This is a genomic window from Streptomyces sp. NPDC048171, from assembly GCF_043202655.1.
Classification (GTDB): Bacteria; Actinomycetota; Actinomycetes; order Streptomycetales; family Streptomycetaceae; genus Streptomyces.
In genome coordinates this window covers 430,386-456,442 of sequence record NZ_JBIDAU010000001.1, presented here as the reverse complement: position 1 = coordinate 456,442, position 26,057 = coordinate 430,386, and the positions used below count along the sequence as shown (strand labels likewise).

At 73.6% G+C, this 26,057-nt stretch carries 20 protein-coding genes and 2 pseudogenes; 11 read left to right on the top strand and 11 right to left on the bottom strand.

The window, feature by feature from the left end; all coding sequences use genetic code 11:
• Positions 1-10: 10 nt before the first annotated feature.
• From pepN (ACGF3J_RS02065) to ACGF3J_RS02055, 3 genes are all read left to right on the top strand, one after another.
• Positions 11-2,590, top strand: coding sequence for an aminopeptidase N (pepN, locus tag ACGF3J_RS02065; protein WP_393853396.1), 2,580 nt, complete (start codon positions 11-13; stop codon positions 2,588-2,590).
• A gap of 222 nt (positions 2,591-2,812) precedes the next feature.
• On the top strand, positions 2,813-3,880 hold the full coding sequence (locus tag ACGF3J_RS02060; protein WP_161328447.1) for a hypothetical protein: 1,068 nt from the start codon (positions 2,813-2,815) through the stop codon (positions 3,878-3,880).
• 300 nt (positions 3,881-4,180) lie between these two features.
• Complete coding sequence (locus ACGF3J_RS02055; RefSeq protein WP_393853395.1) at positions 4,181-7,477, top strand: S8 family serine peptidase; 3,297 nt, start codon at positions 4,181-4,183, stop codon at positions 7,475-7,477.
• A gap of 72 nt (positions 7,478-7,549) precedes the next feature.
• Here ACGF3J_RS02055 and ACGF3J_RS02050 read toward each other — a convergent pair whose 3' ends face one another.
• Together ACGF3J_RS02050 and ACGF3J_RS02045 are read right to left on the bottom strand one after the other, a co-directional pair.
• Complete coding sequence (locus ACGF3J_RS02050) at positions 7,550-8,305, bottom strand: hypothetical protein (RefSeq protein WP_393853394.1); 756 nt, start codon at positions 8,303-8,305, stop codon at positions 7,550-7,552.
• Between the two features lies 1 nt (position 8,306).
• The gene (locus ACGF3J_RS02045) at positions 8,307-8,843 is read right to left on the bottom strand and encodes a sigma-70 family RNA polymerase sigma factor (RefSeq protein ID WP_125495873.1); all 537 of its coding nucleotides are present in this window, start codon (positions 8,841-8,843) and stop codon (positions 8,307-8,309) included.
• A gap of 275 nt (positions 8,844-9,118) precedes the next feature.
• Between ACGF3J_RS02045 and ACGF3J_RS02040 the strand changes: the two genes are divergently transcribed.
• Complete coding sequence (locus ACGF3J_RS02040; protein WP_161331771.1) at positions 9,119-10,135, top strand: aspartate-semialdehyde dehydrogenase; 1,017 nt, start codon at positions 9,119-9,121, stop codon at positions 10,133-10,135.
• On the opposite strand, the pseudogene ACGF3J_RS02035 reads toward ACGF3J_RS02040, so the two are convergent.
• Positions 10,132-10,630 (bottom strand): annotated as a pseudogene (locus ACGF3J_RS02035) (DUF1203 domain-containing protein). The gene ACGF3J_RS02040 and the pseudogene ACGF3J_RS02035 sit on opposite strands and share 4 nt — an antisense overlap.
• A 113-nt stretch (positions 10,631-10,743) precedes the next feature.
• Here ACGF3J_RS02035 and pepN (ACGF3J_RS02030) point away from each other — a divergent pair.
• Positions 10,744-13,320 (top strand): aminopeptidase N, encoded by a 2,577-nt coding sequence (gene pepN / locus ACGF3J_RS02030; protein WP_393853393.1) that lies wholly within the window; start codon positions 10,744-10,746, stop codon positions 13,318-13,320.
• A gap of 303 nt (positions 13,321-13,623) precedes the next feature.
• Here pepN (ACGF3J_RS02030) and ACGF3J_RS02025 read toward each other — a convergent pair whose 3' ends face one another.
• Genes ACGF3J_RS02025 through ACGF3J_RS02015 form a run of 3 tightly spaced genes read right to left on the bottom strand, consistent with a single transcriptional unit; the run spans position 13,624 to position 16,506 of the window.
• The gene (locus ACGF3J_RS02025) at positions 13,624-14,526 is read right to left on the bottom strand and encodes a LysR family transcriptional regulator (protein ID WP_161331847.1); all 903 of its coding nucleotides are present in this window, start codon (positions 14,524-14,526) and stop codon (positions 13,624-13,626) included.
• Between the two features lie 29 nt (positions 14,527-14,555).
• Complete coding sequence (locus ACGF3J_RS02020; RefSeq protein ID WP_393853392.1) at positions 14,556-15,518, bottom strand: DMT family transporter; 963 nt, start codon at positions 15,516-15,518, stop codon at positions 14,556-14,558.
• Positions 15,519-15,552: 34 nt separating this feature from the next.
• On the bottom strand, positions 15,553-16,506 hold the full coding sequence (locus ACGF3J_RS02015; RefSeq protein WP_393853391.1) for an EamA family transporter: 954 nt from the start codon (positions 16,504-16,506) through the stop codon (positions 15,553-15,555).
• Positions 16,507-16,584: 78 nt separating this feature from the next.
• On the opposite strand from ACGF3J_RS02015, the gene ACGF3J_RS02010 reads away from it, so the two are divergent.
• Positions 16,585-17,130: a MarR family winged helix-turn-helix transcriptional regulator gene (locus ACGF3J_RS02010; RefSeq protein ID WP_393853390.1), complete on the top strand. Its 546-nt coding sequence runs from the start codon at positions 16,585-16,587 to the stop codon at positions 17,128-17,130.
• Positions 17,131-17,151: 21 nt separating this feature from the next.
• Here the strand turns inward: ACGF3J_RS02010 and ACGF3J_RS02005 are convergent, their stop codons facing one another.
• Positions 17,152-18,633, bottom strand: a complete 1,482-nt coding sequence (locus tag ACGF3J_RS02005) for an FAD-dependent monooxygenase (RefSeq protein ID WP_393853389.1) — start codon at positions 18,631-18,633, stop codon at positions 17,152-17,154.
• 131 nt (positions 18,634-18,764) lie between these two features.
• On the opposite strand from ACGF3J_RS02005, the gene ACGF3J_RS02000 reads away from it, so the two are divergent.
• Complete coding sequence (locus tag ACGF3J_RS02000; protein ID WP_386932138.1) at positions 18,765-19,349, top strand: TetR family transcriptional regulator; 585 nt, start codon at positions 18,765-18,767, stop codon at positions 19,347-19,349.
• Positions 19,350-19,452: 103 nt separating this feature from the next.
• Here the strand turns inward: ACGF3J_RS02000 and ACGF3J_RS01995 are convergent, their stop codons facing one another.
• The 3 genes from ACGF3J_RS01995 to ACGF3J_RS01985 all read right to left on the bottom strand — a co-directional run bounded on the left by ACGF3J_RS01995 (position 19,453) and on the right by ACGF3J_RS01985 (position 22,246).
• Positions 19,453-19,746 carry a hypothetical protein gene (locus tag ACGF3J_RS01995; RefSeq protein ID WP_161327425.1) on the bottom strand — a complete coding sequence of 98 codons (294 nt, stop codon included), beginning with the start codon at positions 19,744-19,746 and terminating at the stop codon, positions 19,453-19,455.
• 73 nt (positions 19,747-19,819) lie between these two features.
• Entirely contained in the window at positions 19,820-21,931 is a 2,112-nt protein-coding gene (gene malQ / locus ACGF3J_RS01990; RefSeq protein WP_393853388.1) for a 4-alpha-glucanotransferase, read from the bottom strand.
• Positions 21,932-21,940: 9 nt separating this feature from the next.
• Entirely contained in the window at positions 21,941-22,246 is a 306-nt protein-coding gene (locus ACGF3J_RS01985; RefSeq protein ID WP_125495457.1) for a hypothetical protein, read from the bottom strand.
• A gap of 211 nt (positions 22,247-22,457) precedes the next feature.
• On the opposite strand from ACGF3J_RS01985, the gene ACGF3J_RS01980 reads away from it, so the two are divergent.
• From ACGF3J_RS01980 to ACGF3J_RS01965, 4 genes and pseudogenes are all read left to right on the top strand, one after another.
• The gene (locus tag ACGF3J_RS01980) at positions 22,458-22,991 is read left to right on the top strand and encodes a PadR family transcriptional regulator (protein WP_393853387.1); all 534 of its coding nucleotides are present in this window, start codon (positions 22,458-22,460) and stop codon (positions 22,989-22,991) included.
• Entirely contained in the window at positions 22,988-23,692 is a 705-nt protein-coding gene (locus ACGF3J_RS01975) for an ABC transporter ATP-binding protein (RefSeq protein ID WP_393853386.1), read from the top strand. Before ACGF3J_RS01980 ends, ACGF3J_RS01975 begins: the two co-directional genes overlap by 4 nt.
• Positions 23,689-25,047 carry an FtsX-like permease family protein gene (locus tag ACGF3J_RS01970; protein WP_393853385.1) on the top strand — a complete coding sequence of 453 codons (1,359 nt, stop codon included), beginning with the start codon at positions 23,689-23,691 and terminating at the stop codon, positions 25,045-25,047. The genes ACGF3J_RS01975 and ACGF3J_RS01970 overlap by 4 nt, the downstream gene beginning before the upstream one ends.
• Positions 25,048-25,053: 6 nt before the next feature.
• Positions 25,054-25,250 (top strand): annotated as a pseudogene (locus ACGF3J_RS01965) (Uma2 family endonuclease); the annotation flags it as partial.
• 36 nt (positions 25,251-25,286) lie between these two features.
• Here the strand turns inward: ACGF3J_RS01965 and ACGF3J_RS01960 are convergent.
• Positions 25,287-25,823 carry an HNH endonuclease gene (locus ACGF3J_RS01960; protein WP_125495453.1) on the bottom strand — a complete coding sequence of 179 codons (537 nt, stop codon included), beginning with the start codon at positions 25,821-25,823 and terminating at the stop codon, positions 25,287-25,289.
• Positions 25,824-26,057 lie beyond the last annotated feature (234 nt).

Sequence of the window (26,057 nt, the reverse complement as noted above, 5' to 3'; positions counted from 1 at the left end):
AGTGCCACCCGTGCCCGGTGAGAATCTGTCCCGCGACGAGGCCCGGGAGCGGGCCGCACTGCTGTCCGTCGACGGGTACGAGGTGTCCCTCGACGTGCGCTCGGCCGTCGGTGACACGCAGGGCGAGGGGCCCCGCACCTTCCGTTCCGTCACCACGCTCCGGTTCCGCTGCAACGAACCCGGCGCGAGCAGCTTCGCCGACCTGATCGCCCCGAGCGTCACCGCCGTCTCCCTCAACGGCCGCGACCTCGACCCGAGCGAGGTCTTCGACGGCACCCGGATCGCCCTGGAGAACCTTGCCGCCGACAACGAGCTGGTCGTCGACGCCCAGTGCGCCTACTCGCGCACCGGTGAGGGCCTGCACCGCTTCGTCGACCCCGAGGACGGCGAGGTGTACCTGTACACGCAGTACGAGCCGGCCGACTCCCGCCGGGTCTTCGCCAACTTCGAGCAGCCGGACCTGAAGGCACCGTTCCGCTTCGAGGTGCGGGCACCGGAGGAGTGGACGGTGTGGAGCAACGGCGCGGGCGAGCGCGTCGACGGGGTGTGGCGGTTCGCGGAGACGAAGCCGATCTCGACCTACATCACGTGCGTCGTGGCCGGTCCGTACCACTACGTGACGGACTCCTACGAGCGGGTGCTGGAGGACGGCACGCGGCTGGAGATCCCGCTGGGCGCCCTGTGCCGCAAGGGGCTGGCGCCGCACTTCGACGCCGACGACGTCTTCCTGATCACCAAGCAGGGCCTGGACTTCTTCCACGACCACTTCGACTACCCGTACCCCTTCGGGAAGTACGACCAGGCGTTCGTGCCCGAGTACAACCTCGGCGCGATGGAGAACCCGGGCCTGGTGACCTTCCGCGAGGAGTACATCTTCCGCGGGAAGGTGACGCAGGCGTCGTACGAGGGCCGCGCCAACACGATCCTGCACGAGATGGCGCACATGTGGTTCGGCGACCTGGTCACCATGGAGTGGTGGGACGACCTGTGGCTGAAGGAGTCCTTCGCCGACTTCATGGGCGCGTTCGCGAACGTCGGCGCGACCCGCTTCAAGGACGCCTGGATCACCTTCGCCAACCGCCGCAAGGCCTGGGCCTACCGCGCCGACCAGCTGCCCTCCACCCACCCGGTCACGGCCGACATCCGTGACCTGGAGGACGCCAAGCTCAACTTCGACGGCATCACCTACGCCAAGGGCGCCTCCGCGCTGAAGCAACTGGTGGCGTACGTCGGCCAGGACGCGTTCCTGGAGGGCGCGCGGCGCTACTTCAAGAGGCACGCGTACGGCAACACGCGGCTGGGTGATCTGCTGTCGGTCCTTGAGGAGACCAGCGGGCGGGACATGGCCGCCTGGGCGCGCTCCTGGCTCCAGACGGCGGGCGTCAACTCGCTGACCCCGCAGGTGCTGCTGAGCGCCGAGGGACGGATCGACGAGCTGGCGGTGGTGCAGGAGGCCGCGGAGACGCACCCCGAACTGCGCCCGCACCGGGTGGCGGTGGGTCTGTACCGCCGTACGGGCGAGGGCGCCCTGGAGCGGTACGCGCGCGCCGAGGTCGACGTCGACGGGCCGCGCACGGTCGTCGCGGAGCTGGCCGGTGCCGAGGCGCCCGAGCTGGTCCTGGTCAACGACGACGACCTGACGTACTGCAAGACCCGTTTCGACGACACCTCGCTGGCGACGCTGCGCGAGCACCTGGGCTCGCTGACGGACCCGCTGGCCCGCGCCCTGTGCTGGTCGGCGCTGTGGAACATGACGCGGGACGGGCTGCTTCCGGCCCGGGACTTCATCGGTCTCGTCCTGCGGTTCGCGGGGCGCGAGTCCGGCATCGGCGTGCTCCAGATGCTGCACGCCTGGGCCGAGTCGGCGCTGGTGCACTACGTGGCCCCCGAGTGGCGGGAGACCGGTGGCCGGCTGCTCGGCGAGGGCGCGCTGCGGGAGCTGCGGGAGGCTGCGCCGGGCGGCGAGCCGCAGCTGGCGTGGGCGCGGTTCTTCGCGGCGGTGGCGTCCGAAGAGGCCGAACTGTCCCTGCTGCGCGGGCTGCTGGACGGATCCGAGAAGATCAACGGCCTGGAGGTGGACCAGGAGCTGCGCTGGGCGTTCCTCGCCCCGCTCGCGGCGCACGGCGTGGCGGACGAGGCGGTGCTGGCGGCCGAGCTGGCCCGCGACGACACGGCCTCCGGCAAGCGCCACCAGGTGCGCTGCCTGGCGGCCCGTCCTTCGGCGGCGGTGAAGGCGCAGGCGTGGGCGCAGGTCGTGGAGTCGGACGCGCTGTCCAACGCCCTGGTGGAGGCGACGATCGCGGGCTTCGAGCGGTCCTCGCAGCGGGAGTTGCTCGCGCCGTACACGGAGAAGTACTTCGCGGCGATCGAGCGGGTGTGGGCCGAGCGGTCCATCCAGATCGGGATGGACGTGGTCCGGGGCCTGTTCCCGTCCCTGATGGACTCCCCGGACACGCTGGACGCGACGGACGCGTGGCTGTCGGCTCACGAGGACGCGGCGCCGGCGCTGCGCAGGCTGGTCCTCGAGGCGCGGGACGACCTGGCGCGTGCGCTGCGGGGGCAGGCGTGTGACGCGGCGGCGGCCCGCTAGGCCGGACGTGTCCCGGACGACGACGATCTTTGGCCAATGATTGGGCGCTGCGTCATCGTTACGGAATTCAGTCAATAGCAGCCGTAACCCCTGGCCCGCACCTCGGCGGACCAGGGGTTTTCGGCATCCGAACACCCGTCCTTTAGGACGGGCTTGTCCGGGTTCGGCGATGAGCGTGTAACAGGGGTTAAGGGACGGATCGGGCGCGGGAAACCCCCGGTCATGACGCACAACACCCCGCTCTCCCCCCGCCCCCTGCACGAACTGGCGCACGGCAGGCGCCGGCTGATGACAGCAGCCCAGCTCCGGGCGCACGGCGTCTCCGCCGCCGAGACCAGCGAACAGTGCCGGCCCGGCGGCCCCTGGCGGCAACTGCTCCCGAACGTCGTCCTGCTGCACCCGGGCCCGCCGACCGGCGACGAGCGCCTGCACGCGGTGCTGCTCTACGCGGCGCGGGAGCGCACGTCCGGCACGGTCCCGGGCGTCACCGCCGCGGTGCCGCTCCAGCCGGGCGGCGAGCACCCGCCCGTCCCCGCGTACGCGGAGGCGATGATCACGGGGCTGGCCGCGTTGGCGCTGCACGGATTCCCGGCCGCTCCCCCGCTGCCGTCCCTGGAGGTCATCGACGTACTGGTCCCGCGGCTGCGCCGGCTGCGGACCACGGGGTGCGCGCGCATCGTCCGCACGGCCGCGCTGCCCGTCGCCGAGGAGATCGCCGGGGTGCCGGTGGCGCCGGTGGCACGGGCGCTGGCCGACGCGGTGGCGGAGCTGACGGACCCGGAGGCCGTGCGGCGGCTGCTGACGGAGGCGGTGCGCGGCGGGCACTGCGAACCGGCCGCGGTGGTGAGGGAGCTGAACCGCGCGCGGCTGCTGAGCCGGCCGCACGTGGTGGACGCCGTGGACTCGCTGGTCGCCGAGGGGCGGGCGCTGGCCGAACAGCGCCTGTACCGGATGGTGCGCGAGCACGGGCTGCCGGAGCCGGTCTGGAACGTCGACCTGCGCATGCCCGGCGGCCCCCACCTCGGCGGCGTGGACGCCTTCTGGCCGGAGCAGGCGGTGGCGCTGGAGCTGGACACCCGCGCGCACCGGCAGCGGGAGGACGACGACCCGGTCTGGGCGGAACACGTGCGCAAGCGGGAGCACTTGGAGCGGCTGGGCATTACGGTCGTGCACCTCACCCCGCGCAAACTGCGGGACTCGCTCGAACATCAGGCGACGGTCGTCCGTACGGCGTTGATGGCGGCGGGGGACCGGGAACCCGCCGCGTATGTCGTGGTGCTGCCCCAGTAGTGAACGACGGGGCGGTCACCAGGAGGGGAGAGGAGGGGCCGCGTTGCACGACGTCCCGGCGGCCCCTCCTCACGCCGCCCCGCGTCCGGCTCCGGGGATTGTCATGGCCCGCCCCTTGTGTCCCGGATGGCGTATGGCGGAAGTACGCCATGACTCCTTCCCCTCCCGGACAACTCTCCCCAAACAGTGATCCCTTGCGTAAAGCTGAGCGGTCGTCCGGGATCGGATTCCGGACTGCAGCGGCCAGGGCCGGTCTGCCCCGGTCGTTCACGCACGTTCCTTTACCTACAAGGGATGCCGATGACCCACACCCCCCAGCGCGAACCGATACCGGGCGCGAGACGCGCGGCCCGCATCGCCGTGGCCGCGGGCCTCGTGGCCGCGCTCGCCGCGGCCGGACCCCTGCCCGTGGTCTTCGCCGCCGACGGCCCGCCGGCCGCGCTGCCGGCCGACGCCTCCGTCAAGTCCGCGCACGACAAGCTCGGTTCCGACGACGCGGACCGGCTCGCCGAGGCGAAGGCGGACGGCGAGAAGAACGTCACGATGATGGTCGCCACGGCTCCGGGCGGCACCGAGCGGGTGGCGGAGGAGCTGGACGCGATCCCCGGCGGCGCCGTCGGCCGGACCTACGACGAGCTGGGCTACGTCCGCGCCACCGTCCCCACCGCCAAGGCGGACTCGGCCATCGCCGCCGCAGCGAAGCTCTCCTCCGTGCACGGCATCGACCTGCGCGAGGAGATACCGCTGGACGACCCGACGCCGAGCGCGGACCGCGCGAAGGGCGCCAAGCACGACAAGGGCCGTGCCTACCCGGCGCCGGACCGCCGCACCCCCGCCGAGAACCCGTACAACCCGTCGTTCGAGACGGGCGCCGTCGACTTCGTGGAGAAGTACCCGAAGGCGGACGGCCGCGGCGTCACCATCGGCATCCTGGACTCGGGCGTCGACCTCGGGCACCCGGCGCTGCGGAAGACCACCACCGGCGAGCGCAAGATCGTCGACTGGGTCACCGCCACCGACCCGGTCGTCGACGGCGACCGCACCTGGCGCCCGATGACCACCTCGGTCTCCGGGCCGACCTTCACCTACGGCGGGAAGACCTGGACGGCTCCCGCGGGCTCCTACCGGGTCAGCAGCTTCCTGGAGTCCTACACCACCGGCGGTGACGCGGCCGGCGACGCCAACCGGGACGGCGACACCACCGACTCCTGGGGCGTTCTGTACGACGCCAAGGCCGGCACGGTCCGCGTCGACCTGAACGGCAACCACGACTTCGCCGACGACACCCCGATGAAGCCCTACAAGGACGGCTTCCAGGTCGGGTACTTCGGCACCGACGACCCGAAGACGGACGTGGCCGAGCGGCAGCCGTTCGTCGTCGAGATCCGCAAGGACGTCGTCGTCGACGGCGCGGGCACCAAGGCCGACTTCGTCAACATCGGCGTCATCGAGTCCGAGCACGGCACCCACGTGGCCGGACTCACCGCCGCCAACGGCCTGTTCGGCGGCCGGATGGACGGTGCCGCGCCCGGCGCGAAGATCGTCTCCTCCCGGGCCTGCACCTGGAGCGGCGGCTGCACCAACGTCGCGCTCACCGAGGGCATGATCGACCTCGTCGTCAACCGCGGCGTCGACATCGTCAACATGTCGATCGGCGGCCTGCCCGCGCTCAACGACGGCAACAACGCCCGCGCGGAGCTGTACACGCGGCTCATCGACGACTACGGCGTCCAGCTCGTCATCTCCGCGGGCAACTCGGGCCCCGGCGCCAACACCATCGGCGACCCCGGCCTCGCCGACAAGGTGATCTCCGTGGGCGCGTCCATCTCCCGCGAGACCTGGGCCGCCAACTACGGCTCCCAGGTGCGCACCAAGTACGCGATGATGCCGTTCTCCTCGCGCGGCCCGCGTGAGGACGGCGGGTTCACGCCGACGCTGACCGCGCCCGGCGCGGCGGTCAACACCATCCAGACCTGGATGCCCGGCGCGCCGGTCCCGGAGGCGGGCTACGCCCTGCCGGCCGGCTACGGCATGCTCCAGGGCACCTCGATGGCCTCCCCGCAGGCCGCCGGCGCCTCCGCGCTGCTGCTGTCCGCCGCGAAGCAGGCCCGCGTCGACCTCACCCCGGCGAAGCTGCGCACGGCGCTGACCTCGACCGCCGACCACATCAGCGGCGTGCAGGCGTACGAGGAGGGCGCGGGCCTGATCAACGTCCCCGACGCCTGGCGCGCGATCCGCAAGGGTGCCACCGCGCACGAGTACTCCGTCCAGGCGCCGGTCGACACCGCGATCGACCAGTTCCTGAAGACCCCGGGCAAGGGCACCGGCCTCTACGACCGCGAGGGCGGCCTGAAGGCCGGCGAGCGCAAGACGTACGAGATCACGCTCACCCGCACCACCGGCTCCGACCGGGCGGTCCGGCACGAGCTGGAGTTCGAGAACAACGCCGGGCGCACCTTCCGGATCGTCGGTCCGGACGAGGTACGGCTGCCGCTGAACGAGCCGGTGACCGTCAAGGTCGAGGCGCGGCCCGGGTCCGCCGGGCTCAAGAGCGCCATCCTGGAGGTCGACGACCCGCGCACCGAGGGCGTCGACAAGCAGGTCCTGACCACGGTCGTGGTCTCCGCGCCGCTGAAGTACGACGTCTCCGCCAAGGGTTCCGTGCAGCGCAACGCCACCAAGTCCTACTTCGTGACCGTCCCCGAGGGCGCGAAGACGCTGGAGGTGGCGATGAGCGGGCTGAAGACCGGGAGCCAGACCCGGTTCATCGCCATCCACCCGTACGGCGTCCCGGTCGACAACACCTCCACGCCGTACTGCTACAACAACTACCTCGACGGCAACGGCTGCCGGCCCGACGTGCGCGCGTACGCCGACCCGCAGCCCGGCGTCTGGGAGATCGAGGTCGAGTCGCGGCGCACCTCGCCGCTGCTGGACAACCCGTACAAGCTGGACGTCACCGTCCTCGGCGCCGTCTTCGACCCGGAGACCGTGACCGTGCCCGAGGCGAAGGCCGGCACGCCGGCCGCCGTCTCCTGGAAGGTGACGAACCGCTTCGCGCCGCTGGAGGGCAGGCTGACCGGCGGTCCGCTCGGCTCGTCCGAGACGTCCCGCCCGTCCATCGCGCAGGGCGAGACGGCCACCTCCACGGTCGAGGTGCCCGAGGGCGCCGACTCGCTGGACGTCGCCATCGGCGGCGTCTCCGACGCGGCCGCCGACCTGGACCTGACGGTCTACGGCGCGGACGGTGCCGTGGTCGGCCAGTCCGCCGACGGCGACTCCGAGGAGTCCGTCTCCGTCGCGAAGCCGGCCGCCGGCACGTACACCGTCGAGGTCGCGGGCTACTCGGTGCCGTCGGGCAGCACGGAGTACAACTACCGGGACGTGTTCTTCGCCGCGACCCTCGGCTCGGTCGCCGTGGACGGCGCGGCGCCGGTCGAGCTCGGCACGGGCGACTCGGCGACGGTCACCGCCCAGGTGACGGCGCTGGCCGCCGCCCCGGAGGGCCGTGAGTTCTTCGGCCGGGTCCAGCTGGTCAACGCCCACGGCACGGCCGCGGGCCTGGGCAGCGTGCGGATCGGGAAGGTCGTGCCGTAGTCCGGTGCGGCGGGTGACGGGCGGGCGCTCCTTCGGGGGTGCCCGCCCTTTCCCTTGCCGGGTCCCGCCGGGTCAGTCGCAGGTCAGGGTGCGGGACTCGGCGAGGGACGCCGTGATCACGGCGCGTTCGGCGGCGACGGCGCGGCTGCCGGTGATCACGACGTCCGGGGTGTCCCCGTACCGGGGGATGCCGATGAGCGCCTGGTCGCCCGGGGCCGGCCGGGCGGTGGCGTCGTCCAGCACGAAGGTGACCGGTGCGGCGTCCCGCTCCCCCGGTCCGTCCGTCTTGTAGGCGCGGGTGACGTCCAGGGTGATCCGGTGCCGCCCGGTGCCCGGCACGGGTTCGGCGGCCGTCACCGTGCCCTCGGCCACCAGCCGGGCGCAGGCGAGGTAGTGGGGGCTGCCGAAGGCGCCGGACGCCGCGGAGCCCGCCCCCTCGTCGCTCGCCACGCCCTTGCCGGCCGCGTCCTCGGACGCCCCGCTCCCGCCCTGCGCCCCCAGCCAGCCGAGGCCCGCCACCAGCGCGCCCGCGCAGGCCACCGCGAGGGCGCCGAGGGCCGGGGCGAGGAAGCGCCGGCGCGGACGGGCGGGGGGCGCCTCCGGGGCTCGGAGCACGGGGGGCGGCCCGCTCAGCGCCGTGCCGAGGAGCCCCAGCTGTTCCCGCAGCAGGGCCACGTCGGCTGCCGCGGACCCGTACGCGCGCCGCTCCCCGGGGTCCGCGTCCGGCGGCAGCGCCTCGCCGGTGATGGCCGCCATGAGCGCGTCGTACCCGGCGTCGGCGTCGCCGTCGTGCCCCGCGTGCCCGTCGGGGTGTTCCTCGGCGGCCATCTCACACCACCTCGTCCTCGTGCAGGCGGGCCCGCAGTGCCCGTACCGCTGTGTGCAGCCTGCTCTTGACCGTGCCCTCGGGGATGCCCAGCTCCTCGGCGATGCCGCGCACCGGCAGGTCCGCGAAGAACCGCAGGACGAGGACCTGGCGCTGGGCGTCGGGCAGCTCGTCCAGGCCCTGGGCGACGGCGAGGGAGAGCACGCTGGTGTCCTCCCCCGAGGGATGGTCCGCCTGGCGCAGCGCGGCCAGGCGCTCCCCGAGCCGGTCCTGGCGGCGCCGGGCGCGGTGCCAGTCCATCGCCAGGTTGGAGGCGACCACCGCCGCCCACGCCGACACGTCGCGCGGCGCCTCCCGGCCGCTCGCCGTCCGCTCCAGCAACCGCAGGCGGACCTGCTGCACCCCGTCCGGCAGGTCCGCCTGCGGCACCCCGCCCAGCGCGAGCACCGCCCGCACCCGGCGTTCCTGGGCCGCGTCCAGGGGATCGTCGCGTCCGGCGTCCCCCTGGCCGCGGCGGGCCTTTCTGCGCAGCACTGCCACCCCTCCCCCTGGGACCTGTCCCCGCGTCTCCCCTATGACGCCGCGGCCGCCCGAAACGTTCGCCCGTCCGGCCGGCCGTCGGCGCGAGGCGTACGTCACATCGTCGTGTGGGGTGGGACGGGATGGGCAGGGGCGGACCGAGCCGCCGCGTCCCAGGGTGCGGGCACCCGGGGCAAAGGATTGGACAGGCGGGCCGGGCTTCGCCCCATGATGGAAAAGTCTCGGCCGAGCAAAGCGCGCGTGAAGACACGCGTACAAACGGAGAAGGAGTCACCGTGAGGATCGGAATCGTCGGAGCCACCGGCCAGGTGGGCACGGTCATGCGCAGGATCCTCACGGAGCGCGACTTCCCGGTCACCGAGCTGCGCCTCTTCGCCTCGGCGCGCAGCGCGGGCAAGGAGCTGGACGGCGTGACGGTCGAGGACGCGACCACCGCCGACTACTCCGGCCTGGACATCGTGCTGTTCTCCGCGGGCGGCGCCACCTCCAAGGCGCTGGCCGAGAAGGTCGCCTCGCAGGGCCCCGTCGTGATCGACAACTCCTCCGCCTGGCGTCGCGACCCCGAGGTCCCGCTGGTGGTCTCCGAGGTGAACCCGCACGCGATCGCGGACCGCCCCAAGGGCATCATCGCCAACCCGAACTGCACCACGATGGCCGCGATGCCGGTGCTGCGCCCGCTGCACGCCGAGGCCGGCCTCGAAGCCCTCGTCGTCGCCACCTACCAGGCGGTCTCCGGCTCCGGCCTGGCCGGCGTGGACGAGCTGTTCGAGCAGGTCCAGAAGGTCGGCGCGGACGCCCCCAAGCTCACCCACGACGGCTCCGCGGTGGAGTTCCCGAAGCCCGACAAGTACGTCGCGCCGATCGCGTACAACGTGCTGCCGCTGGCCGGCTCCATCGTCGACGACGGCCTGCACGAGACGGACGAGGAGCAGAAGCTCCGCAACGAGTCCCGCAAGATCCTGGAGATCCCGGAGCTGAAGGTCTCCGGCACCTGCGTGCGGGTGCCCGTCTTCAGCGGCCACTCCCTGCAGATCAACGCCCGTTTCGCCCGCCCGCTCCCCGTGGCCCGCGCCAAGGAGCTGCTGGCCGGCGCCCCCGGCGTCGCCCTCACCGAGGTGCCGACCCCGCTGGAGGCGGCCGGGCAGGACCCGTCGTACGTGGGCCGCATCCGGCAGGACGAGACCGTGGAGAACGGCCTCGCCCTGTTTGTCTCCAACGACAACCTCCGCAAGGGCGCCGCCCTGAACGCGGTGCAGATCGCGGAGCTGGTGGCGGCGGAGCTGAAGGGCTAGCACCCCGGGGGCCGGGGCCAGCCCCGCCTCACCTCATAGAGGAAGCAGCCGTACTCGACGGCCCGGACGTGGACGAGCGCCACGGCCGGGTCGTCGAACGCTTCCTGGAGGGCGGGGGCGAACTCGTCGGCCCCGCCGACCAGCCGCCCGCCCAGGATGTGTCCCTCGGCCGAGTAGCGGCGCACCGTGCGGTGGGCGTTGGTGAAGGCCAGGCCGTCCCCGTCGGGCCCCGCGCACTCCTCGGCGTGGACGAAGACCGGCCCCTGCTCGTCGTAGGCGCCCGGGTCGGCGCCGGTGCGAGCCGCCCAGCGGCGCAGCGGGGCGTAGGAGACGAGGGCGATCCTCTCCCCCGGCACGCTGCGGCGCAGGCAGCAGCGCAGGGGGGGCGCCGCCCTCGGTGTCGGTGAGCGGCTCGGGGGCGCGGCCGGCGTCGTCGGTGGCGCGCAGTTCCTTCAGGGTGGCAGCGGGGACCGGGTGTGCGGTGTAGTGCTCCATGGCTCCCAGGTTCGCGCCCGCCCGGCTCGCCGACCGGCGGGAAATGGACATCGCGTTCCGTGCGGGCCGCGTGGAAGGATGGCGCAACCGACACATAACGAGGAGATGACCGCGTGCCTGGCACAAACCTGACTCGCGAAGAGGCGCGGCAGCGGGCGACGCTGCTGAGCGTCGACTCGTACGAGATCGATCTCGACCTCACCGGCGCGCAGGAGGGCGGCACCTACCGGTCCGTGACCACGGTGCGCTTCGACGTCGCGGAGGGCGGCGGCGAGTCCTTCATCGACCTGGTCGCGCCGACGGTCCACGAGGTGACGCTGAACGGCGACGCCCTCGACGCCGACGAGGTGTTCCAGGACTCCCGCATCGCCCTGCCGGGCCTGCTGCCGGGGCGCAACATCCTGCGCGTGGCCGCCGACTGCGCGTACACCAACACCGGCGAGGGCCTGCACCGGTTCGTCGACCCGGTGGACGACCAGGCGTACCTGTACACCCAGTTCGAGGTGCCGGACGCGCGCCGGGTCTTCGCGAGCTTCGAGCAGCCCGACCTCAAGGCGACGTTCCAGTTCACCGTGAAGGCGCCCGAGGGATGGACGGTCATCTCCAACTCGCCGACGCCCGAGCCGAAGGACAGCGTCTGGGTCTTCGAGCCGACCCCGCGCATCTCGTCCTACGTCACGGCCCTGATCGTCGGCCCGTACCACTCGGTGCACAGCGTGTACGAGAAGGACGGCCAGTCCGTCCCGCTCGGCATCTACTGCCGCCCGTCGCTCGCCGAACACCTCGACTCGGACGCCATCTTCGAGGTGACCCGGCAGGGCTTCGAGTGGTTCCAGGAGAAGTTCGACTACCAGTACCCCTTCAAGAAGTACGACCAGCTCTTCGTGCCGGAGTTCAACGCGGGCGCGATGGAGAACGCGGGTGCGGTGACCATCCGGGACCAGTACGTGTTCCGCTCGAAGGTGACGGACGCCGCGTACGAGGTGCGGGCGGCGACGATCCTGCACGAGCTGGCGCACATGTGGTTCGGCGACCTGGTCACCATGGAGTGGTGGAACGACCTGTGGCTGAACGAGTCGTTCGCCACCTACGCCGAGGCCGCCTGCCAGGCCGACGCGCCCGGCTCCAAGTGGCCGCACTCGTGGACGACGTTCGCCAACCAGATGAAGACCTGGGCGTACCGGCAGGACCAGCTGCCGTCCACGCACCCGATCATGGCGGACATCAGCGACCTGGACGACGTGCTCGTCAACTTCGACGGCATCACGTACGCCAAGGGCGCGAGCGTGCTCAAGCAGCTCGTCGCGTACGTCGGTGAGGACGCGTTCTTCAGTGGCGTGCAGGCGTACTTCAAGCGGCACGCGTTCGGCAACACGCGCCTGTCCGACCTGCTGGGCGCGCTGGAGGAGACCTCCGGGCGGGACCTGAAGACCTGGTCGAAGGCGTGGCTGGAGACGGCCGGCATCAACGTACTGCGCCCGGAGATCGAGACGGACGGCGACGGTGTCATCACCTCCTTCGCCATCCGGCAGGAGGCCCCCGCGCTGCCCGCCGGTGCGAAGGGCGAGCCGACGCTGCGCCCGCACCGCATCGCGGTCGGCGCCTACGACCTCGACGCGGACGGCAAGCTGGTGCGCGGCGAGCGCGTGGAGCTGGACGTGGACGGCGAGCTGACGGACGTGCCGCAGCTGGTCGGCCGGGCCCGCCCGGCGGTGCTGCTCCTGAACGACGACGACCTGTCGTACGCGAAGGTCAGGCTGGACGAGCAGTCCCTGGCCGTCGTCACCGAGCACCTCGGCGACTTCACCGAGTCGCTGCCGCGCGCGCTGTGCTGGGCGTCGGCCTGGGACATGACCCGGGACGCGGAGCTGGCCACCCGGGACTACCTCTCCCTGGTCCTGTCCGGCATCGGCAAGGAATCCGACATCGGTGTCGTGCAGTCGCTGCACCGCCAGGTGAAGCTGGCCATCGACCAGTACGCCGCCCCGACCGCCCGCGAGGCGCTGCTCACCCGCTGGACCGAGGCGACGCTGGCCCACCTGCGGGCCGCCGAGGCGGGCAGCGACCACCAGCTGGCGTGGGCGCGCGCGTTCGCGGCGACGGCGCGGACGCCGGAGCAGCTCGACCTGCTGGACGCGCTGCTCGACGGCACGCAGACGATCGAGGGCCTGGCCGTCGACACGGAGCTGCGCTGGGCGTTCGTGCAGCGGCTGGCGGCCGTGGGCCGGTTCGGCGGCTCGGAGATCGCCTCGGAGTACGAGCGGGACAAGACGGCCGCCGGTGAGCGGCACGCCGCCACCGCGCGTGCCGCACGGCCCACCGAGCAGGCCAAGGCGGAGGCCTGGGAGTCGGTCGTGGAGTCCGACAAGCTGCCGAACGCCGTCCAGGAGGCGGTCATCGCCGGCTTCGTCCAGACCGACCAGCGCGAGCTGCTGGCGTCGTACACGGAGCGGTACTTCGAGGCGCTGAAGGGCGTCTGGGAGTCCCGTTCGCACGAGATGGCCCAGCAGATCGCGGTCGGCCTGTACCCGGCGGTGCAGGTGTCGCAGGAGACCCTGGACCGCACGGACGCGTGGCTGGCCTCCGCCCAGCCGAACGCGGCCCTGCGCCGCCTGGTCTCGGAGTCCCGCTCGGGCATCGAACGCGCCCTGCTGGCCCAGGCGGCGGACGCGGCGGCGACCACGGAGTAGGTCCTCACACCGCAGGGGCGTCCGGTCCGCACGTCGGGCCGGGCGCCCCTGCCGTGTGCCCGCGCCGGGCGCCCCTGCCGTGTGCCCGGGTGGGGGCGGCACGCGGACGCTCCGTCACCGGGCCCGCCACGGCCTTCGCGTTCACCCACGCCGCCCGGTGGCACCAGCCGCACCGGGGCCCCGGCCCGTGCCCGGGTGGGTCTCGGCGCAGCACCGGGCCCCCGGCGGCACCGGGGCTGTCGCGTTCGCCCACCACGCCCGGGGGCCGCGTGTCGCGCCCCGCGGCCCCCGGCGCGGCTCGGCTCAGGGGCGGGAGGCCGCCGCTCCTTGGAGAGCCCTGAGTACCGTCGCGACGGCGGGGGCCTCCGACGCTCCCCTGCGTACGGCCGCGACGACGTGGCGGACGGGGTGGTCGGCGTGCAGGTCGCGCATGGACACGCCGTCGCGCGGGACGGCCGCCATGCGGGGTACGAGGGCCACGCCCATCCCGGCCTCGACCATCGCGAGGATCGCCGTCCAGCCGGCCGCCGTGTGGGCCTGGTGCGGGCGGAAGCCGGCCGTCTCGCAGGCCGCACGGGTGATGGCGGACCAGGGGCCGCTGCCGCCGAAGATCCACGGCTCGGCGGCGAGGTCGGCCAGGCGGAGCCCCTCCGCGCGGGCCAGCGGGTGGCCGGCGGGCAGAGCCACGTCCAGCGGGTCGGCGAGCAGCGGGACCCGGGTGAAGCGCGGGTCCGCGGCGCTCGGCGCCTGCGCGGCCAGCGACAGGGCGAGGTCCACCTCCCCGGCGGCCAGCAGCTCGTACGCCTCCTGGGCCTCGGCCTCCCGCACCCGCACCGTCACGGCGGGGTGGCTCGCCCGCAGCGCGGTGACGGCCGGTACGACGAGCGCCGGCACGGCCGTGGAGAAGGCGCCGACCCGTACCTCGCCGGCCTCTCCCCGGACGTACGCCGACAACTCGGCCTCCGCCCGTTCCAGTTGCTCGAAGACCGCCTCCGTGTGCCGCAGTACGAGGCGTGCCGCGTCGGTCAGCCGGACCCGGCGCCCGTGGGCCCGGAGCAGCTCCACGCCGAGCTGCCGGGAGAGGTTCGTCAGCTGCTGGGACACGGCGGACGGCGTCATGCTCAGCGCCTCGGCCGTCGCGGTCACCGTGCCCCGTTCCCGCAGCGTGCGCAGGATCTGCAGCTTGCGGATGTCCCAGTCGGCCATGGCGGCAACCTATCCGCGGCCGGCCCCCGTCAGCGACGCGCCCCCGCGCCGAGGACGACGCCGCCGAGGATCAGCGCCATGCAGCCCGCCTGCGTCCAGCCGGTCGGCTCCGACAGCAGCGCCCAGGACAGCAGGGCGACGCACACCGGCTGGAGGTAGTAGACGACGCCTGCTCGGGACGGACCGATGAGGGAGATCGCCTTGTTCCAGGCGAAGAAGGCCACCGCCGAGGAGGCGACACCGACGTAGAGGAGGGCGAGGACGGTGCCCGGCTCCGGGCTGAAGCCGCCCTGCGCGGCGAGGCTGACGCCCTGCGCGGGAAGCAGCATGAGGGTGCCGAGGAGGAACGTGGTGAACAGGAATCCGACCCCGTCGAGACCGGCGGGCCTGCGGCGCAGCAGCGCGCTGTACGACCCGAAGCAGCAGGCCGCGGCGATCATCCACAGGTCGCCCGCCGAGAAGCCCGCCCCGCCTCCGACCAGCAGCAGCACGCCCGCGCAGGCGACGAGCAGCCCCGCCACCCGGCGGGCGCCGAGCCGGACGCCGCCCGCCCGTTCGTAGACCGCCATCAGCACCGGGGACGCCGCCATGATCATGCCCATGTTGGCGGCGGGCGTGGTGACGCCGGCCTGGTTGACGAGGGTGTTGTAGACGGCCACGCCGAGCAGGGAGGCGAGGAGGACGAAGCCGAGGTGGCGCCGGATGAGCGCGCGCTGCCGCCAGGCCCGCCGGGCGCCGAAGGGGGCCACGACCGCGAGGGCCACCACCCAGCGCCAGAACGCGTGCTGGACGGGCGGCACGCTGTCTCCGAGGGCACGGGAGGCGACGAAGCTGCCGGACCAGACGACCGTGGCGAGCACGGCGAGCCCGATCCCGAGCGCGACGGGGGCGGCGGGCGCGGCGGCCGGGGTGGGGGGCGCGGCAGGGGCGGGTGCCGGGGTGGGGGTGGGGCTGGGGGTGGGGGTGACGGTCCGGCGGTCGGCTACGGCCACGGAGGTCCTTTCACTGTCGGCGGTCGTGGTGCAGCTACCGTCGCAGGCCCGGACCCGTCAGGTCCATCGAATCTTTTCGACCGTTCCTTGAAGGAGAACTGAACGGTACGGCCCCCGTGTCCGTCTTCGCTCGCGGCGCCCGCTGCCCCGCGACCGTCGCCCCGAACGCCAGCGCCATGCCGGCCAGTTGCACCGGCGTGAGCGTCTCGCCCAGCGCCGCCCAGCCGACGACCGCGGCGGTGAGCGGCGAGAGCGGGCCGAGGAAGGTGACCTGGGTGGCGGAGAGCCGGCCGATGCCGCGGAACCAGAGCCAGTACGCCACCGCCGTGTTGGCCAGCGCCAGGTAGAGGTAGCCGCCGACCGCCGCGCCGTCCAGCGCGGGCGGAGCCCCCTCGACCAGGAGGGCGACCGGCGCGATGAGCAGCCCGCCCGCGGTCAGTTGCCAGCCGGTGAGCGCGAGCGGGCCGACTCCTTCGGGGCGGCCCCAGCGCTTGGTGAGCACGGTGCCGGTGGACATGGACGCGGCGGAGGCGAGGGCGGCCAGCGCGCCGAGCGCGTCGAGTCCCCCGGCCGCCTTCAGCACGACCAGGCTGACGCCGAACGCGGCGACGACGCCGGTGAGCACCGCGCGCGTCGTGGGCCGCTGCCCCAGCAGCAGGGTCGAGAGACCGATGACGAAGAGCGGGCCGACCGAGCCGACGACGGCCGCCATGCCGCCCGGCAGCCGGTAGGCGGAGAGGAACAGCAGCGGGAAGAAGGCGCCGATGTTCAACGCGCCCAGTACCGCCGCCTTCCACCACCAGGCACCGCGCGGCAGCACCCGGGCGAGCGCGAGCAGCAGCAGACCGGCGGGCAGGGCGCGCGCCAGACCGGTGAACAGGGGCCGGTCCGGTGGGAGGAACTCGGTGGTCACGGCGTAGGTGGTGCCCCACGAGACGGGGGCGAGGGCGGTGAGCGCGATGAGGGTGGTGCGACCGGCGGACGGCATGACGATAGCTTACTTGTAAGCAAGTTTCCGTCAAGCTACTTTCTTGCGGCCGAGTGGAATCCTCCCGATACTCGTGCCATGACCGAACACGCCGGGCCCCCCTCCGAGTCCTTCCCCGAGTCCTCTCCCGCGCCGCGCAAGGACCCCGTCGACGCGATCGTCGACCAGTGGGCGGCGGTCCGTCCCGACCTGGACACGGCCGCCATGGAGGTGTTCGGCCGGGTGTTCCGGCTGGCCCGCGCGATGGGCGACCGGATGGAGAAGGCGTACGCCCGCTTCGGGATCTCCCGCGGGGAGTTCGACGCCCTGGCCACCCTGCGCCGCTCCGGCGAGCCCTACACCCTTTCGCCCCGGCAGCTCTCGGCCACGCTGATGCTCACCACCGGCGGTATGACCGGACGCCTGGACAAACTCGAACGCGCGGGGCTGCTGCGCCGCTCCCCCGACCCGCACGACCGCAGGGGACTCCAGGTCACGCTCACCGACCGGGGCCTGGAGCTGATCGACGAGGCGGTCGGCACGGGCCTCGCCGCCCAGGCGGATGCCCTGTCCGCCCTGGACGCGCGCCAGGCCGCCGAGGTGGCCGGCCTGCTGCGGGTCCTGCTCGCCGGCACCGAGAAGTAGGCCGGGCGGCAGGCGGACCGCTCAGCCCACGTGCGCGGCGACGGCCGCCCCGGTCTCCGCCGCGCCGGCGGAGACCGGGGCGGCGGCCACGTACCCGTCGGGGCGCACCAGCACCGTCGTACGGCGCCCGCCCGCCCAGCACTCCACGGACAGCCGCTCCTTGCGGCCCTCCTCGTCCATGTACGCCTCCGCACCCGGGGCCGGCGCCGGGGTGATCAGCACGAACCGTCCGCCGCGCAGCGCCTCGTAGAGCCGGATCCCGCCCGCGAGGGGCAGGTCCGGGACGCGGGTGCCGGTCAGCCGGTGGGCGCCGCGGGGGGCGGGGTAGCGGTAGCCGATGCCGGTGATCCGGCCGGTGACCCGGCGACGGGCCGGGCCCACATGGCCGAGGACGGTGGTCACCGCGGCCCGGAACGCCAGCGTCCAGGGGCGCCTGGCCATGGCGAGGCGCACGATGCCGCCACTGCTGCGCAGTACCGACCTGCCGACGGGGTGCCGCTCGCTTTGGTAGGTGTCCAGCAGCTCGGGCCGGGCGTGCCCGTGCAGCACGGCCGCCAGCTTCCAGCTCAGGTTCGCCGCGTCCTGCAGACCGGTGTTCAGGCCCTGCCCGCCGGCCGGTGTGTGCACGTGCGCCGCGTCGCCCGCGAGGAACACGCGGCCCACCCGGTAGGCGGGCGCCTGGCGTTCGTCGCTGTGGAAGCGGGACACCCAGCGGGCGTCGTGCATCCCGAAGTCCCGGCCGAGGGCCAGGCGGGTGATCTCCTTGACCTCGTCGAACCCGACCGGCTCGGTGTCGGGGACGTCGCGGCCCCGCTGCCAGCCGATCACGCGGTGGTACCCGTCACCCAGCGGCGCCAGGAAGGCCAGGGCGTCTCCGTTGGCGTTGACGGTCAGCAGCGTCTCCGGCTGCTCGGCGAGCCGTACGTCGGCGAGAACGGCGGAACGGATGGCCGAACGCCCGGGGAACGGCAGGCCGATCGCCTCCCGCACGGTGCTGCGCATCCCGTCGGTGCCGACGACGTACGCCGCCCGTAGCGTCCCGGGCTCGCCGTCGGGCCCGCGGACCTCGACGGTCACGGTGCCGTTGGCCGGGTCCTGGCGCAGACCGGTCACCCCGGTCTCGTACCGGAACTCCACGCCCGCCTCCACCGCCCGCCGCTCCAGCACCTTCTCGACCTCGTACTGAGGGAGGACGAGGAGGTGCTGGAAGCGGGAGGGGAGGGTGGCGAGGTCGATGGAGAGGCGGCCGAAGACGCGGAGGCTGTCCAGGGGCCGGCCCATCGCCTCCAGTTCGTCCGCCAGGGCGCGGGCGTCGAACTGCTCCAGGGTGCGGGCGTGCAGGACGAAGGCGCGGGAGAGGTTGCTGATCCGGTGCGGGCGCTTCTCGACGAGGGTGACGGGGATGCCGGCGGTGGCGAGGTCGCCGGCGAGGAGCAGGCCGGTCGGGCCCGCTCCGACGACGATCACGGGGGTGCGGGGGGTGGCGTGCGGGGTGCCGGTCATGTGGGCCTCCTAGGCGATGCCAACGTTCGTTTGCCAACGGCTGTTTGCCAACGCTCGTTGTCACCGTAGAGCGGCCTGCGGATCGACGTCAACACTTGTTGGCCTACACATGTTGGCCTACGCTTGTGGACATGTCCGACGAGTACGACGACCACGGATCACCCGCCCGGCGGTCCGACTCCACCCGCGCCGCGATCCTGGACGCGGCCCGCGAGCGCTTCGCGGCCGACGGCTACGAGCGGGCCACCATCCGCGCCATCGCCCGGGACGCGCGCATCGATCCGTCGATGGTGATGCGGTACTACGGCAACAAGGAGGGCCTGTTCGCGGCCGCCGTCGCCATCGATCTCGAACTGCCCGACCTGTCCGAGCTGCCGCGCGAGGAGGTCGGACGCGCCCTGATGGCGCACTTCCTCTCCCGATGGGAGGAGAACGAGGTGCTCACGGCGCTGCTCCGGGCCGGGACCACCAATCAGGCCGGGGCCGAACGCATGCAGGGCATCTTCCGGGACCAGGTGCTGCCGGTCGCCCTACGGGTGTGCCCGGACCCCGAGCAGGCGCCCGCACGGGCCGCGCTCGTCGCGACGCAGGTGCTCGGTCTGGCGCTCACGCGCTACGTCCTGCGGTTCCCGCCGGCCGTGGCGCTGCACCGCGAGGAGGTCCTGGCGTGGCTGGCGCCCACGCTCCAGCGCTATCTGACCGCGCCGAATCCCTGAGAGCCGAGCCCTGGGACACGCGGCCCGCCCGTGAGAACGCCGAAGGGCGCCGCCCGTCACATGTGTGCGGGGCGGCGCCCTCGGTGAAGCCGTTGCGGAGAGGTCAGGCCTTCGCGGCGACCTTGGCCTTGGTCTTGGCCTTGCCCTTGCTGCCGGGGGTGATCACCCGGTGCTCCGGCTTGGACCTGTCCAGGGCCATGACCAGACCGGCGATGACCGCGAACAGCGCGAGCGGGGCCAGGACGTAGTAGCCCAGCGTCTCGATGACGCTCAGGCCGGTGCCGGGGTCGTCGCCGTCGTCGCGGGTCAGCGCGAGCGCGGGGGACGACATGAGCAGCATCATCAGCGTCGTACCGGCTGCCAGGGCGCCGGCGCGCAGGGCGTTCTTCTTGTCCACGGTGCCAAGTTAGCGAACGGCTTGGGAGACCGCGCGCCCGGGGTACCCGTACGGGGCCCGCGGGGCGCCCGGTTCAGCCGTCCCGGCCGTCGCCGCGTTCCCGTACGACGTCGATCAGGGCGTGCAGGCGGGGTGAGGCGGCCAGGTCCTCCAGGGTCACCGGCCGGCCTTCGGCGTCGGCGACGGGCAGCCGCCAGTTCGGGTACTGGTCCCAGGTGCCGGGGAGGTTCTGCGGGCGGCGGTCGCCGACGGCGTCCGGGAGCCAGATGCCGACCATGCGGGCCGGGGTGCGCAGCAGGAAGCGGTGCACGGCCTGGATCTCCGCCTCCTCCGCGGGAATCCCGGTGTCGCCGCCGGTGCCGTCCAGCAGCCCGAGCCGGGCGAGGACCTCCAGCCACTCCGCGATGTCCGCCGCGGACTCGGCGCGCTCCCGCTCCAGCGGGCGGGTGAGCAGGCCGAGGCGGTCCCGGAGTTCGACGTGCTCGCCGGTGAGGCGGGCGGCGGTGGACGGCAGGTCGTGGGTGGTGGCGGTGGCCAGGCAGTCGGCGCGCCACCGCTCGGGCGGCAGCGGACGGCCGTCGCCGGTCCAGTCGCGCTCGAACCACAGCACCGAGGTGCCGAGCACGCCGCGTTCGCGCAGCGCCTCGCGCACGCCGGGTTCGACGGTGCCCAGGTCCTCGCCGATGACGACGGCGCCGGCCCGGGTGGCCTCCAGAACGAGGACGGCGAGCATGGCCTCTGCGTCGTAGTGGACGTAGGTGCCCTGGGTGGGCGGATGGCCCTCGGGGACCCACCAGAGCCGGAACAGGCCCATGACGTGGTCGACGCGCAGCGCGCCCGCGTAGCGGAACAGGCCGCGCAAGAGGTCCCGGAAGGGCGCGTAGCCGGAGTCGGCGAGGCGGTCGGGGCGCCAGGGCGGCAGGCCCCAGTCCTGGCCGAGGGCGTTGAAGGCGTCGGGCGGGGCGCCCACCGACATGCCGCGGGCGAAGTACTCCTGCTGCGCCCAGGAGTCGGCGCCGCGCGGGTGCACGCCGACGGCGAGGTCGTGGACGATCCCGACCGGCATCCCGGCCTCGCGGGCGGTGTGCTGGGCGGCGGTGAGCTGGGTGTCGGTGAGCCAGGTGAGCCGGGAGTGGAAGTCGACGCGGTCCATCAGCTCGGTGCGGGCGCGTTCGGTGGCGGCGGAGCGGGGGTCGCGCAGGCCCTCGGGCCAGAGGTGCCAGTCGGGGCCGTGGATCTCGGCGAGCGCGCACCAGGTGGCGTGGTCCTCCAGCGCGGTGCCCTGGGCGGCGAGGTAGTCGCAGTAGGCGGCGCGGCGGCCGGGTCCGAGGGGGACCTCGTGGAGCAGGTCGAGGGCGTCGCGTTTCAGCTCCCACACGGCGTCCCGGTCGATCAGGGCGTCGTCGTCCAGTACGGCACCGCGCAGCCGTGCCGCCCGGTCCCCGAGCTTCCGGGCCCGCTCGGGGTCGGTGACGTAGGCGTACTCGGGTACGTCCTCGATCCGCAGGTGGACGGGGTCCGGGAAGCGGCGCGAGGAGGGCCGGTACGGGGAGGGGTCGGAGGGGGTGCCGGGCACGGCCGCGTGCAGCGGGTTGACCTGGACGAACCCGGCACCGAGGGCGCGTCCCGCCCAGTCGGCCAGTTCACGCAGGTCACCGAGGTCGCCCATGCCCCAGGAGCGGCGGGAGAGCAGGGAGTAGAGCTGGACGAGGAGTCCGTGGGAGCGCCGGGCGGGCGCGGGCAGCCGGGCGGGCGCCACGATCAGGTGGGCCCGTGCGGTGCGGCCGTCGGGCGCGGTGGCGGTCAGGCGGTGGACGCCGGGTGGGAGCCGCCCGGCGTCGTCGCGGGTCTCGCCCTGCTCGGTGTCGACGCGGAGCCGGGTGCCCTCGGGCAGTGCGGCGAGGGCGGCCGGCGTGCCGCCGCCGTCCCAGTCGACGACGGTGGGCGGCAGCAGGCGGTCGCGCAGCCCGGTCTCACGCGCGGCGAGCGCGGCCCGTACGGCCTCGGGGGTGCTCGTGTCCACGCCGAGGGCGGCCAGCGCGAGGGTCACCGCGGTGACCGAGGCCGGGACGGTGCGGTCCGGGGACGGGCGGTAGGCGGTGGCGACGCCGTGCAGGGCGGCGAGCCTGGTCAGATCCTCGGGAAGGTCCTCGGCGGAGGGCTCGGCCGGCCCGGCTGCTGGCATCTGTGACCTCTACGACCTCGTCGGTTCGGGAACGGCGAAGGAGGGGCCGCCCTGCTCCGGCACGTCAGCCGTGAGCTCGGGCGAGGACTCGCTGGTCAGCGGTACGGCGTCGGCGAACGGCGACTCGCTGGTCAGGGGCTCGGCGTCGGGCAGTGGAGGTTCGCTGGTGAGCGGGGTCTCGGCGAAGCTCTGGGCGGCGCCGAAGACGCAGTAGTGCGGGGTCTCGGAGGCGGCGGAGGGCTCGGCCCAGGGTGTGGACGGCTCCGCCACGGGTTTGGAAGGGGCCGGGAGCAGGAGGATTGCAGCCACGGAGATCTCCTTTGGGTCGGGCTGTTGCGAGCACGCTTCTAGCGGGTTACGGCAGCCCCCTACCCAGAAGGTGCGCGGACAGGCACTCTGACACCCGCAACGTGGCCCTGGTCACATCTCACTCCTTCCAAATACCCATGATCCGGGCAAAAGAAATCCCCGACCGACTGCCTCCAACTATTCACTCAGTACATGTACGTGGTGAATACTGATCTTCATGAGCACCCGCCATCTCCTCCTGGGCCTGATCGCCTCGGGGCCGGGCCACGGCTACGACCTCAAACGGCGCCACGACGAACGCTTCCCGCAAGCCCGTCCGCTGGCCTACGGGCAGGTCTACACAACCCTGCAGCGGCTGGTCCGGGACGGCCTCGCGGAGGTCGACGGCACCGCGTCCGACGGCGGCCCGGAGCGCACCGCGTACCGCGCGACCGACGAGGGCGCGCGGGAACTGGCGCGCTGGGCGGGCGAGATCGCACCGCCCGCGCCCTTCGTGACGAACGAGATCTTCGCCAAGGTCGTCGTCTCGATCCTCACCGGCGGCGACGCGGGCGCCTACCTGCTGGCCCAGCGCGCCGCCCACATGGGCCGGATGCGGGAGCTCACGGCGCTCAAGACGGCGCCGGGCACCGACCTCGCGACCGTGCTCTCGGCCGACTACGCCCTCAACCACCTCGATGCCGACCTGCGCTGGATGACCACCACCGCGGCCCGGCTCACCACCCTGACCACGGAGGTCCGCACGACATGACGAACGGGGACACGCACGAGGCCACGACGGGACCGCTGCTCGCGGCCCGCGACCTGGTGAAGACGTACGGCAGGACGGAGGCCCTGCGGGGCGTCTCGGTCGACCTGCGGGCCGGCGAGATACTCGCCGTCACCGGGGCCAGCGGCAGCGGCAAGTCCACGCTCCTGCACTGTCTGGCCGGGATCGTCCGGCCGGACGCGGGTTCGGTGACGTACGCCGGCCGGACGCTGGCGGGGCTGCCCGAGCACCGGCTGAGCGAGCTGCGCCGCACCGACTTCGGGGTGGTCTTCCAGTTCGGGCAGCTGATCCCGGAGCTGACGGCGCTGGACAACGTGGCGCTGCCGCTGATGCTGGCCGGCACCGCACGGGCCGAGGCGCGGGCGCGCGCCGGTGAGTGGCTGGAGCGGTTCGGGGTGCGCGGGCAGGAGGAGCTGCGGCCGGGAGAGATGAGCGGCGGGCAGGCACAGCGGGCGGCGCTGGCCCGCGCGCTGGTCGGCGGGCCGAAGGCGGTGTTCGCGGACGAACCGACCGGGGCGCTGGACTCGCTTGCGGGTGAGCAGGTGATGACGGCGCTGGCGCGCACGGCCCGGGAGTCGGGCACGGCGGTGCTGCTGGTCACGCACGACGCCCAGGTGGCGGCGTACGCGGACCGCGAGGTCCGGCTGCGGGACGGCGCCGTGGCGCTGGAGGTGACCGCATGAGCGCATGGGGTGCGGACGTCCGGCTGGCCCGGCAGTTCGTGAGCGGGTCGGAACGGCGGGAGTGGTGGCGGATCGCGCTCACGGCGGCGGGCGCGGCGCTTGCCACGGGGTGCGCGCTGGCGGCGGTCACGCTCGCCTCGATCCCGGACGGATACACCGTCTCCGTCTTCCACGGCCTGGTCAACGAGGGCGGCACCCGCTCCGGGGTGATCGCCGGACTGTTGCTGCTGCTGGTACCGGTGCTGGCCTTTCTCGGCCAGTGCACCCGGATCGGCGCCGTGCACCGGGACCGGCGACTGGCCGCACTGCGACTGGCCGGCGCGACACCCTGGCAGGTCCGCCGGATCGCGGCGGTGGAGACGGGGCTGGCCTGTCTGGCGGGCTCGGCGGTGGCCACCGTCTTCTCGGTCCTGCTCCTGCTGCGTCTGTGGACGGGGCCGACCGCGCCGGCCTGGGCGGGCATCGCGCTGGTCGCCGTCGGCGTACCGGTGTCGGGTGCGGTGGCGGGCGCGGTGGCGCTGCGCGGGGTGGTGGCGTCACCGATGGGGCGGCTGCGGAGGGTGGGGCCGGAGTCGGGCCGGAAGCCGGGCCTGGTCTTCCTGGGCGGGCTGATCCTGCTGATCGCGGTGACGGCGCTGGCCACGGACGGCTCCGGCGGCGCCGGCAACCGGGTCGGCTGGCGCACTCCGCTGACCGTCTTCCTCCTCGTCGTCGCGCTCGGCGCGGGCGCGGTGTGGCTGGCCGGGGCCACCGCCCGGCTCACCGGCCGGCTTCTGTCCCCCCGGGCCCGGACCGCGGCGCCACTGCTCGCCGCGGAGCGACTGCGGGACGATCCCTGGGCCCCGGCTCGCACGCACGCCGCCGTCCTGGTGGTGACGGTCGCCGGCACGGCCTTCCTGGGCATCCGGCACGCGATGCTCACCGACCTGCGTGCCAGGGAGGGGCGCCTCGGCGCCGACCTGGCGTACTACACCACCGGCCTCGACCTGACGGGCGCCGCGCTCCTCGTCGCCCTCGCGATCACGCTCACCGGCCTCGCCGTGGGCACCGCCGAGTCACTGGCCGATCGGCGCCGGACGCTGGCCGCGCAGGTCGCGGCGGGGGTGCCGCGGACGGTCCTGAACAGGGCCCTGCTGATGGAAACCGCCCTTCCGCTCGCCCCCGCCCTGCTCCTGGCCTGCGCCGGGGGCCTGTCGGTCGGCGTCTCGTACTCGTCCCTGCACGGCGACGGCTCGTTCCCGTGGACGGCCCTGCTGGTCGCACCGGCGGTGTACGCCGCCTGCCTCCTCGCGGCGGCGACAGCCCTGCCCCTGCTGCGACGCTCGGTGCGGCCGGGGGAGCTGCGGTACGTGTGACGGCCGCCCCGGGTGTACGCCGAGACCGGTATCCCGGTGTACCTCCTGATGGACCAGGACACCTGCGAGGTCAAGGTGCACAGCCGGCCGGACGGCGGACGTTACGAGACCGTGCAGACCCTGCCCTTCGGCAAGGAGGTCGCGCTCCCGAGCCGGTCGGGATCACTCTGGACACCGAGCCGCTGAAGAACCGGGTGCGCTGAGCGACCCCGCACCGGCCTACGCGAAGGCCCGGACCGTCAGGCGGAAATGCCGTCGATCCGGGCCATGGCGTCCTCCGCGCCGTACGGCTGCAAGTAGGGCAACCAGCGCGGGTCCCTGTGACCCGTGCCGATGATGCGCCAGGCCAGGCCGGTGGGCGGGGCGGGTTTGTGGTGCAGGCGCCAGCCGATCTCGCCCAGGTGCCGGTCGGCCTTGACGTGGTTGCAGCGGCGGCAGGAGGCCACCACGTTGTCCCAGGCGTGCAGCCCTCCGCGGCTGCGCGGGATGACGTGGTCGACGCTGGTGGCGACGGCGCCGCAGTACATGCAGCGGCCTCCGTCGCGGGCGAAGAGGGCACGGCGGGTGAGCGGGACGGGTCCCCGGTAGGGCACCCGCACGAACCGCTTGAGCCGGACCACGCTGGGTGCGGGCACGGTGACGGTCGCGCTGTGCAGGTAGGCGCCGGACTCCTCGAGGCATACGGCCTTGTTCTCGAGGACGAGGACGAGCGCGCGGCGGAGCGGTACGACGCCGAGCGGCTCGTACGACGCGTTGAGGACCAGGACATGCGGCACGGGTGCCTCCTTGGGCGTCGGCGGCGCGTGGCTCGCGCCGGGACGATCTGGTTCAGTCTCCCCTCATGGCTGGTCGAAGCGCCACCATGTCCCGGTAACGGGCTGGGAGTGTTTTCGACCACACGGGGCGCCGCGCCGGGGGCGTGACCAGTCCGAGCGCGGGTGAGGACCGTCTCTCCCGCCCATTTCGGGCCGTTCCGCGCCCGGTGCCCCGTTAGTGTGGTGCATCTGCCC